General features: G+C 65.6%; 16 protein-coding genes and 4 tRNA genes. 4 read left to right on the top strand and 16 right to left on the bottom strand.

The window, feature by feature from the left end:
* Positions 1-507: 507 nt before the first annotated feature.
* From NCO8_RS20970 to rplJ, 3 genes are all read right to left on the bottom strand, one after another.
* Entirely contained in the window at positions 508-1,587 is a 1,080-nt protein-coding gene (locus NCO8_RS20970; protein WP_067485076.1) for an ABC transporter ATP-binding protein, read from the bottom strand.
* Positions 1,588-1,816: 229 nt separating this feature from the next.
* Complete coding sequence (gene rplL, locus NCO8_RS20975) at positions 1,817-2,203, bottom strand: 50S ribosomal protein L7/L12 (RefSeq protein ID WP_067485073.1); 387 nt, start codon at positions 2,201-2,203, stop codon at positions 1,817-1,819.
* Between the two features lie 60 nt (positions 2,204-2,263).
* Entirely contained in the window at positions 2,264-2,794 is a 531-nt protein-coding gene (gene rplJ, locus NCO8_RS20980) for a 50S ribosomal protein L10 (protein ID WP_067485070.1), read from the bottom strand.
* Between the two features lie 413 nt (positions 2,795-3,207).
* Between rplJ and NCO8_RS20985 the strand changes: the two genes are divergently transcribed.
* Entirely contained in the window at positions 3,208-4,818 is a 1,611-nt protein-coding gene (locus NCO8_RS20985) for an MFS transporter (RefSeq protein ID WP_067641869.1), read from the top strand.
* Between the two features lie 69 nt (positions 4,819-4,887).
* On the opposite strand, the gene rplA is transcribed toward NCO8_RS20985, so the two are convergent.
* The 10 genes from rplA to NCO8_RS21035 form a co-directional block, all read right to left on the bottom strand.
* Positions 4,888-5,601, bottom strand: a complete 714-nt coding sequence (gene rplA, locus NCO8_RS20990; protein ID WP_067641870.1) for a 50S ribosomal protein L1 — start codon at positions 5,599-5,601, stop codon at positions 4,888-4,890.
* A 74-nt stretch (positions 5,602-5,675) separates the two neighbouring features.
* Positions 5,676-6,110, bottom strand: a complete 435-nt coding sequence (rplK, locus tag NCO8_RS20995; RefSeq protein ID WP_067485062.1) for a 50S ribosomal protein L11 — start codon at positions 6,108-6,110, stop codon at positions 5,676-5,678.
* 239 nt (positions 6,111-6,349) lie between these two features.
* On the bottom strand, positions 6,350-7,156 hold the full coding sequence (gene nusG / locus NCO8_RS21000) for a transcription termination/antitermination protein NusG (protein ID WP_067485059.1): 807 nt from the start codon (positions 7,154-7,156) through the stop codon (positions 6,350-6,352).
* Positions 7,157-7,268: 112 nt separating this feature from the next.
* Positions 7,269-7,649: a preprotein translocase subunit SecE gene (gene secE / locus NCO8_RS21005; RefSeq protein ID WP_067641871.1), complete on the bottom strand. Its 381-nt coding sequence runs from the start codon at positions 7,647-7,649 to the stop codon at positions 7,269-7,271.
* A gap of 31 nt (positions 7,650-7,680) precedes the next feature.
* Positions 7,681-7,753 (bottom strand) — tRNA-Trp (locus NCO8_RS21010).
* Positions 7,754-7,971: 218 nt separating this feature from the next.
* The gene (locus NCO8_RS21015) at positions 7,972-9,045 is read right to left on the bottom strand and encodes a fused (3R)-hydroxyacyl-ACP dehydratase subunits HadA/HadB (RefSeq protein ID WP_167353317.1); all 1,074 of its coding nucleotides are present in this window, start codon (positions 9,043-9,045) and stop codon (positions 7,972-7,974) included.
* Between the two features lie 113 nt (positions 9,046-9,158).
* Positions 9,159-9,329 (bottom strand): 50S ribosomal protein L33, encoded by a 171-nt coding sequence (rpmG, locus tag NCO8_RS21020; RefSeq protein WP_019049401.1) that lies wholly within the window; start codon positions 9,327-9,329, stop codon positions 9,159-9,161.
* Positions 9,330-9,365: 36 nt separating this feature from the next.
* Positions 9,366-9,441, bottom strand: a tRNA-Met gene (locus tag NCO8_RS21025).
* A gap of 59 nt (positions 9,442-9,500) precedes the next feature.
* Positions 9,501-9,573, bottom strand: a tRNA-Thr gene (locus NCO8_RS21030).
* 304 nt (positions 9,574-9,877) lie between these two features.
* Positions 9,878-9,960, bottom strand: a tRNA-Tyr gene (locus NCO8_RS21035).
* A 177-nt stretch (positions 9,961-10,137) separates the two neighbouring features.
* Here NCO8_RS21035 and NCO8_RS21040 point away from each other — a divergent pair.
* The gene (locus tag NCO8_RS21040) at positions 10,138-10,629 is read left to right on the top strand and encodes a YajQ family cyclic di-GMP-binding protein (RefSeq protein ID WP_067485050.1); all 492 of its coding nucleotides are present in this window, start codon (positions 10,138-10,140) and stop codon (positions 10,627-10,629) included.
* Positions 10,630-10,633: 4 nt separating this feature from the next.
* Here NCO8_RS21040 and htpX read toward each other — a convergent pair whose 3' ends face one another.
* Positions 10,634-11,488, bottom strand: coding sequence for a zinc metalloprotease HtpX (gene htpX, locus NCO8_RS21045; RefSeq protein WP_067641873.1), 855 nt, complete (start codon positions 11,486-11,488; stop codon positions 10,634-10,636).
* 196 nt (positions 11,489-11,684) lie between these two features.
* Positions 11,685-12,707 (bottom strand): polyprenyl synthetase family protein, encoded by a 1,023-nt coding sequence (locus NCO8_RS21050; protein ID WP_067641874.1) that lies wholly within the window; start codon positions 12,705-12,707, stop codon positions 11,685-11,687.
* A 144-nt stretch (positions 12,708-12,851) separates the two neighbouring features.
* Between NCO8_RS21050 and NCO8_RS21055 the strand changes: the two genes are divergently transcribed.
* Complete coding sequence (locus tag NCO8_RS21055) at positions 12,852-14,117, top strand: geranylgeranyl reductase family protein (RefSeq protein WP_067641875.1); 1,266 nt, start codon at positions 12,852-12,854, stop codon at positions 14,115-14,117.
* Here NCO8_RS21055 and NCO8_RS21060 read toward each other — a convergent pair.
* Positions 14,110-14,610, bottom strand: coding sequence for a DUF2505 domain-containing protein (locus NCO8_RS21060; protein WP_067641876.1), 501 nt, complete (start codon positions 14,608-14,610; stop codon positions 14,110-14,112). The two genes, NCO8_RS21055 and NCO8_RS21060, sit on opposite strands and share 8 nt — an antisense overlap.
* Positions 14,611-14,650: 40 nt before the next feature.
* Between NCO8_RS21060 and NCO8_RS21065 the strand changes: the two genes are divergently transcribed.
* Complete coding sequence (locus tag NCO8_RS21065; RefSeq protein WP_067485868.1) at positions 14,651-15,085, top strand: DUF3592 domain-containing protein; 435 nt, start codon at positions 14,651-14,653, stop codon at positions 15,083-15,085.
* Positions 15,086-15,098 lie beyond the last annotated feature (13 nt).

Here is a 15,098-nt window from a genome sequence, read left to right on the forward strand (position 1 = left end):
GTGGTCCGCGACCGTCGCTTGTCTGCTACGAATTCCGCTGGTTACAACCCGAACGAAACCCGAACAGGCAGCAGCGGAAGTAACACCGGAAGGGTGGAACTTACGTGTGCGAATCAAGGTGTGGACAGGAGGCAGCCAGCGCAACGTCCAAACTTACACCCCTATGCAAGGGGGTGTCAACATACCATCCGAGTCATCACTCGGACGGCAAACGCGCCGAAGTCCCGGGACGCTGGCCGCGTCGGAAACTCGGGCGCCGAAGCCCCTGTAACAGCAGACGCTGTTGTGAATAGGGTGACGGTTCGCGACCGGCTCGTCAAGTGGCGCGGCGGCTCCGTGTCCGAGATCGAGATCGCCTGGCGCGCTGGGCATCCCCGCCCGAACCGCGGTTATTTTACCCGCGACACGCCGTGTGCGCCATCCCGCGAAACGCCAGGTCAGGGCGCTTTCCGGCACCGGAACGCGAAAGGCCCCGGGCGAACCCGGGGCCTTTCGAGACGAAACTTGTCAGCCGTTGGTCTGGCCGTGCGGCATCGCTTTGAACGATTCGGTGGGGTGATCGTTGCCCCCGTAGGCGGCCATCACCTGGGTGTCGTCGGACTCGGCCAGCGACTCGCGGATGGCGGCCTGGGCCGCGGCAGGCAGGGTGTGCATGATCTCGCGCACACGGGCCTGACGACGGTAGACGGCCTGCCGTGCGGGCATGCCCGGCTCGGCCTTCATCTGCGGGATGATGCCCTCGATCTCCTCGGCGCCACCGTGGTGGTGACCGGCGTCGACGAGCGCCTGCTCGCGCGCCATCTGCGCCTCGTCCTTCTCCTCGGACATACCGATCGGGCCGATCATGCGGCCGTTGAGGAACTGCTTGACCACCGGCTCCTCGCTGGTGAGCAGCACCTCACGCGGGCCGAACATCACCAGCTGACGACGGAACAGCATGCCGATGTTGTCGGGCACGGTGCGGGCCAGGTTGATGTTGTGCGTCACGATGAGGATCGTCGCGTCGATCTGGGCGTTGATGTTGAGCAGCAGCTGCGCGAGGTACGAGGTACGCACCGGGTCGAGGCCGGAGTCGGGCTCGTCGACGAGGATGATCTGTGGGTCGAGCACCAGCGCGCGGGCCAGGCCGGCGCGCTTGCGCATACCACCGGAGATCTCGCCGGGCAGTTTGTTCTCCGCGCCGAGCAGACCGGTGAGCTCGAGCTTCTCCATCACGATGCGACGGATCTCGGTTTCCGACTTCTTGGTGTGCTCGCGCAGCGGGAACGCGATGTTGTCGAACAGATTCATCGAGCCGAACAGCGCGCCGTCCTGGAAAAGGACGCCGAACAGTTTGCGGATCTCGTAGAGCTCCTTGTTGGAGCAGGTGGTGATATCGGTGCCATCGATGAAGATCGACCCGCGCTCGGGCCGCAGCAGACCGATGAGCGATTTCAGGAACACCGACTTACCCGTACCCGAGGGGCCGAGCAGCGCGCTCACCTCGCCCGAAGGGAGCGTGATCGACACGTCCTGCCAAATTCGCTGTGAACCGAAGGACTTGGTTACACCCTCGGTCCTGACCTCGACGCCCACGCCTACCTCCATTGATCCTGCGAGCACCCCACCCGCTCACCGCGCGCTCACATCTCGGCGGTGCGTCACGACACTGTGGGTCCGGTCACTGTAACCCATGAGTGAGACGGGGCACACCTCTACATGACTGAAGAGTAACCCCGACCATGCGCTACAGCGCGTATCACTTTCCCATGTCCGTATATATAACAAACGGGCGGCCCCCTGAGGGACCGCCCGTTCGTCTACGCGAAGCGCTGAATTACTTGACCGAGACCTTGGCGCCGGCCTCTTCCAGCTTCGCCTTGGCAGCCTCGGCGGCGTCCTTGGCGACCTTCTCCAGGATCGGCTTCGGGGCACCCTCGACCAGGTCCTTGGCTTCCTTCAGGCCCAGGCCCGAGACGATCTCACGGACCACCTTGATGACCTGGATCTTCTTGTCGCCGGCACCCTCGAGGATGACGTCGAACTCGTCCTGCTCCTCAGCGGCCTCGGCCGGAGCAGCGGCGCCACCGGCGGCAGCGACGGCGACGGGGGCAGCAGCGGTGACCTCGAACTTCTCCTCGAACGCCTTCACGAAGCCCGAGAGCTCCAGCAGGGTCATCTCCGAGAAAACGTCGAGCAGCTCTTCGGTGGACAGCTTGGCCATGATTGTTCCTTTCGGTGGTGAATGTCTTGGTGCGCGGGCGGTAACACCCACACGGGGGTATTACTCGGCAGCGCCTTCGGCCTGCTTCTTCTCCTGCAGCGCGGCGGCCAGACGGGCCACCTGACCGGCAGGAGCCGAGAACAGCCCGGCAGCCTTGGACATGTTGCCCTTCATCGCGCCGGCCAGCTTGGCCAGCAGGACCTCACGGCTCTCGAGGTCGGCGATCTTCTCGACCTCGGACACGGACAGCGCAGCGCCGTCCATGTAGCCGCCCTTGATGATGAGCGCCTTGTTCTCCTTGGCGAAGGTCTTGATGGCCTTCGCGGCGTCGACCGGCTCACCCTGGATGAAGGTGATGGCGGTCGGTCCGACGAACAAGTCGTCAAGGCCCTCGATGCCCGCTTCCGCGGCCGCACGCTTGACCAGGGTGTTCTTGGCGACGGAGTACGTGGCACCGGCGCCAAGCGCGCGACGCAGCTCGGTGAGCTTGCCGACCGACAGGCCACGGTATTCCGTGACAACAGTGGCCGTGGAGTTCTTGAACTGCTCCGCGATCTCCGCGACAGCGGTGACCTTTTCAGGCTTCGCCATACTTCGCCTCCTCTCTGATGTCGGTTCGTGAACGCGCACTACCGAATTCAGGGGCCGGCGACAAAACTAACGCCCCGGACGCAAGGCGTACCGGGGCGCGAAAGAATAGAATTCTTCTGCCTCAGCTCTCCCTGCGTGGGCCGCCGGCAATGTCGCCGGACCTTCGATCGAATACCGCGCGAGCGGCATCGACGACCAACGGTCTTCGGTAGAACGAATGGGTAGTCGTCGAACAGGCCGACGACCGGATTCCACTGTACCTGCACCCACCCCCATCTGCCAAAACGGGTCGGTGGGTGCCCGGAATGCCCGAATGTGTTGTGAGCCAGGCCACTTTGATTCCTACATTGTGGTAGCAATCGCACGCGAAAGGTGTTACGCAGGGTGACAGTAACCTGGTTCACTCCTGGCTTATGACAACCTCCGTAGTCGCTCCACCAGTGTTGCTGGACCGGCGTTCCCGGCGATTCCTCGCACTCGCCGTGATCTGTCTGGCCGAACTGCTGGTCGTCCTCGACAACACCATCGTCAACGTCGCTCTCCCCTCCATCGGCGTCCAGCTCGCCACCGGCGTCTCCGGCCTGCAATGGGTCGTCGACGCCTACACCCTCACCTTCGCCGGACTACTGCTCGCCGCGGGCAACCTCGGTGACCGGTACGGCCGCAGGCGGATCATGACGATCGGCTTGGTCGGCATCGCAATCATGTCGGTCGGCGGCGCGCTCGCCGAGTCGATGACCCAGGTCATCGCGGCCCGCGCGGCGATGGGCGTCTTCGCGGCCGCCGTCTTCCCCGCCACCCTCGCCCTGATCATCAACATCTTCACCGACCGGCGCGAACGCGCGCTCGCCATCGCCGCCTGGACCGCGATGGCGGGCTTCGCCATCGCCATCGGCCCGATCTCGGGCGGCTGGCTGCTCGAACACTTCAGCTGGCACTCGGTGTTCTGGATCAATGTGCCGGTGGCGCTCGCCGCGTTGATCGCGACACTGATCTGGGTGCCGGAATCGCGAGCCGAGCAGGTCGGCAAGCTGGATCTACCCGGGATCGGACTCTCGATCGCCGGCATCACGCTGGTGGTGTGGGCGATCATCGAGGCACCGCACAACGGCTGGCTCTCGCTCACCACCCTCTGCACCGCCACACTCGGCGCGCTCCTGCTCGCCGCCTTCGTGATCTGGGAATTGCGTACGCCCGCACCGATTCTCGACATGCGACTGTTCCGCAATCGACGATTCTCGTTGCCCGCCTTGGCCATTGCCATCGGCTATTTCTCGATGTTCGGATTCCTGTTCCTGATCACCCAGTACTTCCAGGGCGTGCGCGAATACACGCCACTCGAATTCGGCATCGCCTCGCTGCCGTTCGCGTTCTCGGTGGCGATCGGCGCCCCCGTCGCGACCCTGCTCGCGCAACGGGTCGGCACCACGGCGGTCCTGGTGATCGGCCTGCTGCTCACCGGCCTCGGCCTCTACCTGGGCGGACAGGTCACCGTGGACAGCAGCTATCTGATCGGGGTACTGCCATCGATGGTGTCGATGGCACTCGGCCTCGGCATCGTGCAGGGTCCGGCCACCGAATCGATCATGTCGGCGCTACCCCTGGAGGAGGCGGGCGCCGGTTCGGCCGTCAACGACACCACCCGCGAGATCGGCGGCACCCTCGGCGTCGCGGTCCTCGGCTCGATCGTCGCCTCGTACTACGCCAGCCGGATCGGTGCCCGAATCGACGCCATCCCGGTCGGCATCATGAACGACAACGAGAAGAGCCTGGTCAAAGCCAGTCCCCTCAGCGTCTTGGAGCTGCGCAAACGCGAACTCGCCCCGTTCCTCGAAACCCAGCGCGAGAACCTCATCGTCGCCATGAAGACGGCAACCCTGCAGGGCGCACACGCCGCCTCCCTCGTCGCGACCGGCGCGGTCCTCGTCTGCGCGGTGATCGTGGCGATCTTCCTGCCCTGGAAACCACACAGCGGCGAGTCCGTACTGCTCGCCTGGCGCGACACCGACGACGCCGAGCGCTGAAACGCCGCGAGGGTGGGAACGCAGTGCGTTCCCACCCTCGTGGTCGATCAGGAGCTACCTGTCAGAAGCTCACGCGTCCTCGTCGAGGAGGTTGCGGGTGCGGTTCGGGTCCACCGGGATGCCCGGGCCGGTGTTGGTCGAAACCGTGATCTTCTTGACGTAGCGACCCTTGGCGGTCGACGGCTTCACACGCAGGATTTCGTCCAGCGCGGCACCGTAGTTCTCCACCAGCTTGGCGTCGTCGAACGAGGCCTTGCCGATGACGAAGTGCAGGTTGGCCTGCTTGTCGACGCGGAAGTTGATCTTGCCGCCCTTGATGTCGTTGACGGCCTTGGTCACATCGTTGGTGACGGTGCCCGTCTTCGGGTTCGGCATCAGACCACGCGGGCCGAGGACACGCGCGATGCGGCCGACCTTGGCCATCTGGTCCGGGGTGGCGATCGCGGCGTCGAAGTCGAGCCAGCCGCCCTGGATCCGCTCGATCAGGTCCTCGGCGCCAACGGCGTCGGCACCGGCGGCTTCGGCCTCGGCGGCCTTCTCGCCGGCGGCGAACACGATGACGCGGGCGGTCTTACCGGTGCCGTGCGGCAGGTTGACGGTGCCACGGACCATCTGGTCGGCCTTGCGGGGATCCACGCCGAGACGAACGGCGACCTCGACGGTCGCGTCGGTCTTGGTGGTCGCGGTCTCCTTCGCCAGGCGCGCGGCGGCCAGCGGGGAGTACAGCTTGTCGCGATCGACCTTCTCAGCAGCGGCGAGATACGCCTTGCTTCGCTTTGCCATGTTTCTCTGTCCTTAATCTGGTTCAGAAGTGGTTGTCGGGCCTGGCCGGCCCTCCCACTCGAGTTGCTGGAAGATCAGCCTTCGACGGTGATGCCCATCGAGCGCGCGGTACCGGCGATGATCTTCGCGGCCTGCTCGATGTCGTTGGCGTTCAGGTCTTCCTGCTTGGTCTTGGCGATCTCCCGGACCTGGTCCATGGTGACCTTGGCGACCTTGGTCTTGTGCGGCTCGGCCGAGCCCTTCTGCACACCGGCGGCCTTGAGCAGCAGCTTGGCGGCGGGCGGGGTCTTCAGCTTGAAGTCGAACGACCGGTCCTCGTACACCGAGATCTCGACCGGGATGACGTTGCCACGCTGCGACTCGGTCGCGGCGTTGTACGCCTTGCAGAACTCCATGATGTTGACGCCGTGCTGACCGAGCGCGGGGCCGACCGGAGGGGCCGGGTTCGCGGCGCCGGCCTGGATCTGCAGCTTGATGATCCCGGCGAGCTTCTTCTTCTTGGGGGGCATCTTTCTTCCTTGGGTTTCGGTTCCTTACGGTTGCCGTAAGCCTGTTGCGGGATCGCTCCCACGCCGGGTCCAAGCCCGGCATTCGCGCACGACCGTCACACCGGGCGGAAAACGCCTGGAGGGGGTCTACACACGAACTGTCACACTCTACCGAACCGCGTCGCGGGCGCCGCAGCCGGGAGGGTCGGGAAACGACAACGGCACCGCCGAGGCGGTGCCGTTGCGAAGCTGGTTCGAGCTTAGATCTTGGAAACCTGGGTGAAGTTCAGCTCCACCGGGGTCTCGCGACCGAAGATCGACACGAGCACCTTGAGCTTCTGCTGCTCGGCGTTGACCTCGCTGATGCTGGCGGGCAGCGTCGCGAACGGGCCGTCCATCACGGTGACCGACTCGCCGACCTCGAAGTCGACCTCGATGGTCGGCTTGCCCGCGGCGGCGGCACCGGTGTCGGCACCACCCGAAGCAGCGGCGGCGGCCGCCTTCTTCTGGGCCTGCGCACCGGCCGGAACCAGGAACTTCACGACCTCGTTGATGGTCAGCGGGGTGGGCTTGGCGCCCGGGCCGCCGCCGGTCATACCGACGAAACCGGTGACGCCGGGGGTGTTGCGCACCGCGCCCCACGACTCGTTGTTCAGTTCCATCCGGACCAAGATGTAGCCGGGCAGCACCTTGCGGTTGACGTTCTTCTTCTGTCCGTTCTTGATCTCGGTGACCTCTTCGGTCGGTACCTCGACCTGGAAGATGTAGTCCTCGAGTCCGAGGTTCTGCACGCGGGTCTCGAGGTTGGTCTTGACCTTGTTCTCGTAACCGGCGTAGGAGTGCACGACGTACCAGTCGCCGGGGACGCGGCGCAGCTTGGCCTTCATCGACTCGACGGGGTCGGCTTCGGGGTCTTCCTCGGTGGGAACCGTGGTGTCCTCGACGACGGCGTCGGCGGCCTCGTCAGCGAGCTCGGTGGTGGCCTCGACCTCGTCGGTGGCGTTGTCCGCCGCGACAGTGTCGTCAACCGGGAACTCGTCGTTGGTGTCGTTCTCCGGGGTGCTCACTGAGGCACTCGCTTCCTGTGTCGTCACGTACATCCTCTGGGCCGGGTCGGGTGCGCGGAGGCACACTCCGCCGTTCCGGCCCGCGATCGGCTACCGGCGTGGGTGTCGGCGATCAGCCGAACAGCCAGTCGACACCCTTGACGAACGCTACGTCGATCCCGGCGATGAACGCGACCATGAAGACCACGAACACCAGAACGACGGTCGTATAGGTGACCATCTGCTTCCGGTTGGGCCAGATCACCTTGCGCAGTTCCGCGATGACCTCTCGCAGGAACTTGAGCAGCCGCTTGAACGGGTTGCCCGTCTTGGCCTTACCGGCAGTCTTGTCCGCCTTGCGCGAGTTCGACGGCCGGTCGAGCATGGCCACCGAACCGGTGGTCGCCGGAGAGTCCGACGTGCGCGCACGACGAGCAGTCCGCTTGCCGCTCGGCCGAGTGGCAGCGGCGGTATCGTCGCCGTCTTCGGCGCGAGTATCCCGCTCGTCCGTCACGTCGATCCTCTCTCGTCGCTGGCATTCAGGGCAGGGGCGACAGGACTTGAACCTGCAACCTGCGGTTTTGGAGACCGCTGCTCTGCCAATTGAGCTACGCCCCTTCGGTTGGACCGGCCTGGGCCGATACGTCCAACCACAATCGATATTCGATTATCGACTCTTGCGAGCCGTCTTTTCCAGGGTCGGCATCACACACAACACGCGCGCCGCTTCCGTGGGAGCAGGCTCCCGGGAAGTCAGCGCGCAGCAGCCGGTGACCCCAGAGTCCCGAGTGTACGTTACCGCGTGGGCAATGTGCCAATCGGGACGCTCGACCAGGTCAGGCCAGCTGAACTGTTGCCGTGGCGCGGCCGAAGATCTTCTTGCCCGCCGATTTCGCCGTGATGGCGACGACGGCCGTTCGGGTCTCCGGGTCGACCGACTTCACCTTACCCGTGAAATCCACCTCGGCCGGTGCATCGGCACGCACGTAGACGGGGCTGGTGAAGCGCACGTTGTATTCCTTCACCGCGCCGGGGTCGCCGAGCCAGGAGGTGACGAAGCCGCCGCCGAGGCCCATGGTGAGCATGCCGTGGGCCACCACGTTGTCGAGACCGACGAGTTTGACGATCTCGTCACTCCAGTGAATGGGGTTGGCGTCACCGGAGACGCCGGCGTAGTTCACCAGGTCGCCGCGGGTGAGCCGGACCGTCCGGGCGGGCAGTTCGTCGCCGACCGCGATGCTTTCGAAGGCGAGCGCGTGGGTACTGGTCTGCGGTTCCGGGTTCTTGGTCACCGGGTCCGGGGTGATCGCGGTGAAGGCGTCGCTCGGCGCGTGGTGTGCCGGTTCGTCGTCGCCGAGACCGTGCATGAGCACATTGCGGACGGCCGCCGACATATTCGGATCGATATCGCCGCCGCTGCGTCCGATGAGAGTGGTGTAGGTGGTGAGCACCAATTCGTCGTCGGCGTCGGTGACGATGTTCTTGGTCACGATGATGTCGCCGCCGAATGCCTGCCGGAACGAATGCAGATAAACGTCACAGGTGAGCCGATCGCCGACGCGGATCGGCCGGTGGAATTCCAGGATCTGGTCGGTCTGCATGATCTGGCTGAGGTCGTATCCGGTGACGATCTCCTCGAACAACCGGCGCTGGGCCAGGATGCCGACCAGGGAGATGAAGGTGAGCGGGGCGAGCAGACCGGAGTGGCCGTATTCGCGCGCGATGTCCTCGTCCCAGTGCACCGGGTGGTAGTCCTGCACGGCGCGGGCGTATTCACGCACCTTTTCGCGACCGACCTCGTAATAGTCGTCGACCCGGTAGTGGTGGCCGACCATCGAGGCCGCGTGGGCGGCGGGATCGAATGGTTCGGCGGCTGCGGCCGAGACCGCTTCGTCAGTTCCGGTGTTCACTGTCACAGCGTGGCACATTACCGACTTGTGCGCGCGCACCCCTGGCGACCGGTCTGGAAAACGCACGAAGGCCGGACTTTCGTCCGGCCTTCGGCAGATGTTTTTGTTTCGAATCAGCGCGATTCGCGGTGCGCCCGGTGGGTGCCGCAGTTCGGGCAGAACTTCTTCAGCTCGAGGCGGTCCGGGTCGTTGCGCCGGTTCTTCTTGGTGATGTAGTTGCGGTGCTTGCACTCTTCGCAGGCCAAGGTGATCTTTGGCCGGACATCGGTGGACTTCGCGGCCACGATATGCCTTCTTTCCGGTCTGGGCTGAGTCGTTATTGGTAGCGATGGCCGGACTTGAACCGGCGACACAACGATTATGAGTCGTTTGCTCTACCGACTGAGCTACACCGCCACGGCGGACCTATTACGGTGGGGCCGGCGGGAAAGTCGGTCACCACCGGCAATCCGGCGAGCCCCCTAACGGAATCGAACCGTTGACCTTTTCCTTACCATGGAAACGCTCTGCCGACTGAGCTAAGGGGGCATGACTACGTGGCACAGAGTCTTGGTCGGCGAACCGATCAGAGCGACCCCGTGCTCCGGCGTCCTGAAAGAGATTACACACTGCAACCGATGAGCACCAAATCGCCAGGTGGGAGCAGCTTTTTGCCGCCAACCAGACCACTGATTGCGCAAGCACATGGGTAACTCACCGGGTACGGGCTGACTCAGCGCCTCGATCAAGCTTGCCGCGTCGAGAACCGGGTCACGCGCCTGAGTCTGGCCCAAAGTCCCGGGGAGGCGGAACAGAAAACCCCGCCGATCTTGGTGATCGACGGGGTTCGATGTGGCAGATGTAGGATTCGAACCTACGTAGGCTTGCGCCGACAGATTTACAGTCTGCTCCCATTGGCCGCTCGGGCAATCTGCCTTGTGCGCCGTTTCCGGTGCGCTGAGCAGCTTACAACGAACCCACCCCGGGGATGCAAACCGCCTGCACAGACCCCCTGCGGGCGCGCGCTACGGCGCGTTACGGGTACAACTGTCTCGGCGGTGAGGCAGTCTTGCCGCGGAGTTGTACGGACCTTCCGAAGAACAGGAGCGCAGTGTGGCTGATTCGTCATTCGACGTGGTGAGCAAGGTCGACCGGCAGGAGGTCGACAATGCGCTGCATCAGGCGGAGAAGGAGCTGAACTCCCGCTACGACTTCAAGGGCACCGACGCCTCGATCGCCTGGTCCGGCGAGGAGGCCATCGTGCTCACCGCCAATGCCGAGGAGCGGGTGAAGGCGGCGCTCGAGGTGTTCAAGGAGAAGCTGATCCGGCGCGACATCTCGCTCAAGGCGTTCGACGCCGGCGAGCCGCAGGCCTCTGGCAAGGTGTTCAAGATCACCGGCACGCTGGTGCAGGGCATCGACACCGAGAAGGCCAAGAAGATCTCCAAGAAGATCCGCGACGAGGGCCCCAAGGGCGTGAAGGCGCAGATCCAGGGCGACGAGCTGCGGGTGAGCAGCAAGAAGCGCGACGATCTGCAGGCCGTGATCTCGCTACTCAAGGGCGAGGACTTCGGTATCGCGCTGCAGTTCGTGAACTACCGCTAGTTCCTCAGAACCGGTGCGTTCCGCCCGCCATCTCCTCGAGCCGCCTGATGCGATCGGCGGTCGGGGGGTGGGTGGAGTACCAGCGGGCGATGCGGTCGCCCGCGCGGAACGGGTTGGCGATCATCAGGTGCGATTCGCTGGTGATCTTCGGGTCCGGCGGCAGGGGGGCCGCCTGGACGCCCCGTTCGATCTTGCGCAGTGCCGAGGCGAGGGCGAGCGGGTCGCCGGTGAGTTCGGCACCGGACTGGTCGGCCTGGTACTCGCGGGAACGTGACACCGCCATCTTGATCAGCCCGGCCGCGATCGGGCCCAGCAGCGAGACAAGCAACACGCCGATGACATTGGGGCCCTGCCCGTCGCGGTTGCCGAACGAACTCGCCAGGAACGCGAAGTTGGCCAGACCGGTGATGACCGAGGCCATCGCGCCCGCCACCGACGAGATGAGAATGTCGCGGTTGTAGACGTGCGACAGTTCGTGGCCGAGCACCGCGCGCAACTCGCGTTCGTCGAGTAATTGCAGGATGCCGCTGGTACAGCACACCGCAGCGTGCCGGGGATTGCGCCCGGTGGCGAAGGCGTTGGGCGCGTTGGTCGGGCTGATGTAGAGGCGCGGCATCGGCTGGCGCGCCGCGGTCGCCAGTTCCCGCACGATGCGGTACATGACCGGGGCTTCCAGCTCGCTCACCGGTTGGGCGTGCATGGCCTTCAACGCCAGCTTGTCGCTGTTGAAATAGGCGTAGGCGTTCATCGCCACGGCCAGCACGATCGAGATGACGAGGATGGTCGGGCTGCGGAACATCGCGCCGATGGCGACGATGAGCGCCGACATGGCGACCATCAGCCCGATCGTTCGCAACATGCTGTTCCGCCTCTCCGCGATTTTTGGCCAGACTCCAGTGCGGGCGGGCTCGCGTTGGCGGCCAGACAGAGGTGGAGGGTCTGGTCAGCCCGTTCCCGGCGAGTTACCCATGTCCGTACGAGATCAGGTGTTGCTTTCGGATCCGGACGGGTTGCTCGCGTTTAGTGAACGGGTGCGGGGGGCGAGAAGTTCCGGGTCAGCCGACTCGTTCGATGGTGTAGCGGACGAGGCGGGTGAGGGCGTCGTTGGCGGGGCCTGCGGGCAGGGCGGCCAGTTCGGCGTCGGCCAGGTCGGCGTATTCCTGCAGCTTGTCCTTGGCCATCGCCATGCCGGGCGAGCGGCGCAGCAGTTCCAGGGCCTCGTCGACCTCGGCATCGGTATCGAGCGGGTGGTCGAGCAGGGTGCGCAGGCGGTCGCCGTCGGCGCCGGACTCGCGCAGGGCGTAGAGCACGGGCAGGGTGTGCACGCCTTCGCGCAGGTCGGTGCCGGGCGTCTTGCCGGACTGTTCCGACGACGACGAGATGTCGATGATGTCGTCGGAGATCTGGAAGGCGGTACCGACCGCGTCACCGAGGCGGGCCAGGCGTTCGACGTGCTCGCTGTCGGCGCCGGAGAAGGTGCCACCGAAGCGGCCCGCGGCGGCGATGAGCGAACCGGTCTTCTCCCACACCACCTTCAGGTAGTGCTCGACGGGGTCCTGGGTCTGCTTGGCACCCATGGTTTCCCGCATCTGACCCGTGACCAGCTCGGCGAACGTCTCGGCGATGATGCGCACCGCGTCGGGGCCGAGGGTCGAGGTGAGGCGGGAGGCGTGCGCGAAGAGGTAGTCGCCCGCGAGGATGGCGATGTTGTTGCCCCAGCGCGAGTTCACGCTCTCGGCGCCGCGGCGCTGGGTGGCCTCGTCCATCACGTCGTCGTGGTAGAGGGTGGCAAGGTGCACGAGTTCGACGACCGTACCCGCGGTGACCAGTGCGGGATCGGTGGGATTCGGGCCGAGCTGACCGGTGAGCAGCGTGAACAGCGGCCGGAACCGCTTACCGCCCGCCCTGGCCAGATGTAACGCGGCCTCCTGCAGGAATTCCTCGCCGTCGGAGAGTTCGTCGACGAGCAGTTTCTCGACTGCGGCCAACCCGTCGCGCACGGTGGCGGCGAGTTCCGGATCGACGAGATCGACCCCGGCAACCACGGTGCTCTCGTCGCTCACAGCCGATGTGCTCATTAGTTTCTCCCAGCGATGCGTCCGACCCCGACGGGTAGCAACCTAGCGTGTTCCTGCGCTACAGCCGATGAACCCCGTCACACGTGAGATTTCCCGGTGTACCCGACACTCTCGCACAACCGCGCGAGGTGCCAGTATTGAGCCATGGGTTCACCGGATGTCGTCCCCGCCGACCACGCGACGCTGCCCGACACCGTAGAGGTGCTCGTGGTGGGGGCCGGACCTGCGGGTTCCGCCTCGGCGGCGTGGGCGGCCCGCGCCGGACGCGATGTGCTGCTGCTCGATTCGGCTGTCTTCCCGCGCGACAAGACCTGCGGTGACGGTCTCACCCCGCGCGCCACCGCCGAATTGGAACATCTCGGACTCGGCGAGTGGTTGCGTGCGCACACGGTGAACCATGGATTGCGGATGGCCGGGTTCGGGCGGGAGGCGCTGCTGCCCTGGCCGGGCGGGTCGTTTCCCACCTACGGAAGCGCCGTTCCGCGAACCGAACTCGACAACACGTTACGGGAGACGGCGATCAAGTCCGGTGCCCGGATGGTCGACGGCGCGAAGGTCACCGAGGTGCTGCGCGACGGCGATCGGGTCACCGGGGTGACCGTGCGTATCGGCGACACCACGCACACCGTGAACTGCCGGGTGCTCGTCGTCGCCGACGGGGTTCGCTCCCCCGTCGGCAAACAGCTCGGCCGCACCTGGCATCGCCGCTACGCCTACGGCACCGCTGCCCGCGCCTACATCACCTCCGGCCGCAGCGACGACCAGTGGATCTCCTCGCACCTGGAATTGCGCAATGCCGACGACCAGCTCGTCCCCGGCTACGGCTGGATCTTCCCGCTCGGCAACGGTGAGGTGAATATCGGTGTCGGTTCGCTGGCCACCGAGGCACGGCCGTCGCATATCGCGCTGAAACCGCTGCTCGAGCACTACACCCGGCTGCGCCGCGAGGAATGGGAGTTCGAGGGCGAACTGCGCGCGGTGGCCTCCGCGCTGCTGCCGATGGGCGGGGCGGTGTCCAACGTGGCCGGACGCAACTGGGTGCTGGTCGGTGACGCCGCGGGCTGCGTGAATCCGCTCAACGGCGAAGGCATCGACTACGGCCTCGAAGGTGGTCATCTGCTCGCCGATCTGCTCGACGAACCGGACATGACGCGGGTGTGGCCGCAACTGCTGCACGAGCGCTACGGGCGCACGTTCTCCGTGGCCCGCAGGCTGGCCGGGCTGGCCACGCACCCGAAGATGGTCCCCCTCGGCGGCCCGCCGGTGATGCGCTCGAAGTACCTGCAGCGCACCGCCGTTCGCGTGATGGGCAACCTGGTGACCGACGAGGACGACGACCTGACCGCCCGCCTGTGGCGAACGGCCGGTCGCGCTTCCCTACGCGCCGACGAACTGACGCCGTTCAGCTGAGCTTCGCGAACCAGCCCTCGATGAACTTGCGTTCGCTGTTGAGGACGCGCTGGTGCAGTTGTTCGGCCAGCGGCTCGATGGCGCCGCCCACCAGGGGCACCTTGACGGTGACGGTGCCGACGACCTCGATCTCGCTGCCCTCGGCGGTGGGACGCAGCTCGTAGGTGCCCGACATCTCGGTGGTGATGCCGCCGGTGCGCCCGGTGAAGCTGCCCTTGGCGACCTCGCCGTCCAGCGGCTGCCAGACATCGGTGCGGGCGAGCACGAGATCGCTCTTGAGAACCTTGCGGACCAGCGCGGGAACCTTGTCCCGGCCGGGTGTTTCGGTCATCTCGATGCGGATCGAATCCGGTCCGTCGGGATGGGAGAGTTCCAGCGTCGCGGTCTCGGCGGCGGCGAACCGCTCCTGCCAGATCGCGTCGTCGACGAGTGCCCGGTGAAGATCTTCGACCGGGACGGCATAAGGCACGGTGAAGCTGAATTTTCGGGACATGGTGGCACACGCTAGTGCAGCCCACCGTTAGGGTGGCGTGGTGTCGGAAACCAGCCAGTCGGATAGGTACTCCGATCGCCTGCGGCGGGTTCGTACCGGAATCCTCGGTACCGCGACGGTGATCAGCGTGCTCATGGTGCTGCTGGTACTCGCGGCATGGCGCAACGATTACGAGATCGAGCACAACCGTGGGGTCACCTCCGGTGAGGTGCTCTCGGCGGGGCGGCTGCGCTCGGCGGTGATGTATGTGACGCCCGACAGCGTCACCCACAATCCGAAGGTCGGGATCCTCTATCCCACCAATCTCACCGCCGGTCAGCGCATCAACGTGGAGTACAGCACCCGCGACCCCGACCTGGTCCGGGTGGCCGGACGCGACGCGCGGGTGGCGATCGTGCCCGCCGCGTCGGTGATCGTGGTGGTGTGGGCGCTCGCGCTGCCCGCCCTGTGGCTGGTGCGGCGCAGACAGCGGTAACTTTCCCCTGCTG

This window comes from Nocardia coubleae NBRC 108252, assembly GCF_001612805.1.
Classification (GTDB): domain Bacteria; phylum Actinomycetota; class Actinomycetes; order Mycobacteriales; family Mycobacteriaceae; genus Nocardia; species Nocardia coubleae.

Bases quoted from the DNA above. Each gene is read 5' to 3' on its own strand.
- NCO8_RS20970 (WP_067485076.1), bottom strand. From the start codon at position 1,587: ATGGAGGTAGGCGTGGGCGTCGAGGTCAGGACCGAGGGTGTAACCAAG.
- rplL (WP_067485073.1), bottom strand. From the start codon at position 2,203: ATGGCCAAGCTGTCCACCGAAGAGCTGCTCGACGTTTTCTCGGAGATG.
- rplJ (WP_067485070.1), bottom strand. From the start codon at position 2,794: ATGGCGAAGCCTGAAAAGGTCACCGCTGTCGCGGAGATCGCGGAGCAG.
- NCO8_RS20985 (WP_067641869.1), top strand. From the start codon at position 3,208: ATGACAACCTCCGTAGTCGCTCCACCAGTGTTGCTGGACCGGCGTTCC.
- rplA (WP_067641870.1), bottom strand. From the start codon at position 5,601: ATGGCAAAGCGAAGCAAGGCGTATCTCGCCGCTGCTGAGAAGGTCGAT.
- rplK (WP_067485062.1), bottom strand. From the start codon at position 6,110: ATGCCCCCCAAGAAGAAGAAGCTCGCCGGGATCATCAAGCTGCAGATC.
- htpX (WP_067641873.1), bottom strand. From the start codon at position 11,488: ATGTTGCGAACGATCGGGCTGATGGTCGCCATGTCGGCGCTCATCGTC.
- NCO8_RS21050 (WP_067641874.1), bottom strand. From the start codon at position 12,707: ATGAGCACATCGGCTGTGAGCGACGAGAGCACCGTGGTTGCCGGGGTC.
- NCO8_RS21055 (WP_067641875.1), top strand. From the start codon at position 12,852: ATGGGTTCACCGGATGTCGTCCCCGCCGACCACGCGACGCTGCCCGAC.
- NCO8_RS21060 (WP_067641876.1), bottom strand. From the start codon at position 14,610: ATGTCCCGAAAATTCAGCTTCACCGTGCCTTATGCCGTCCCGGTCGAA.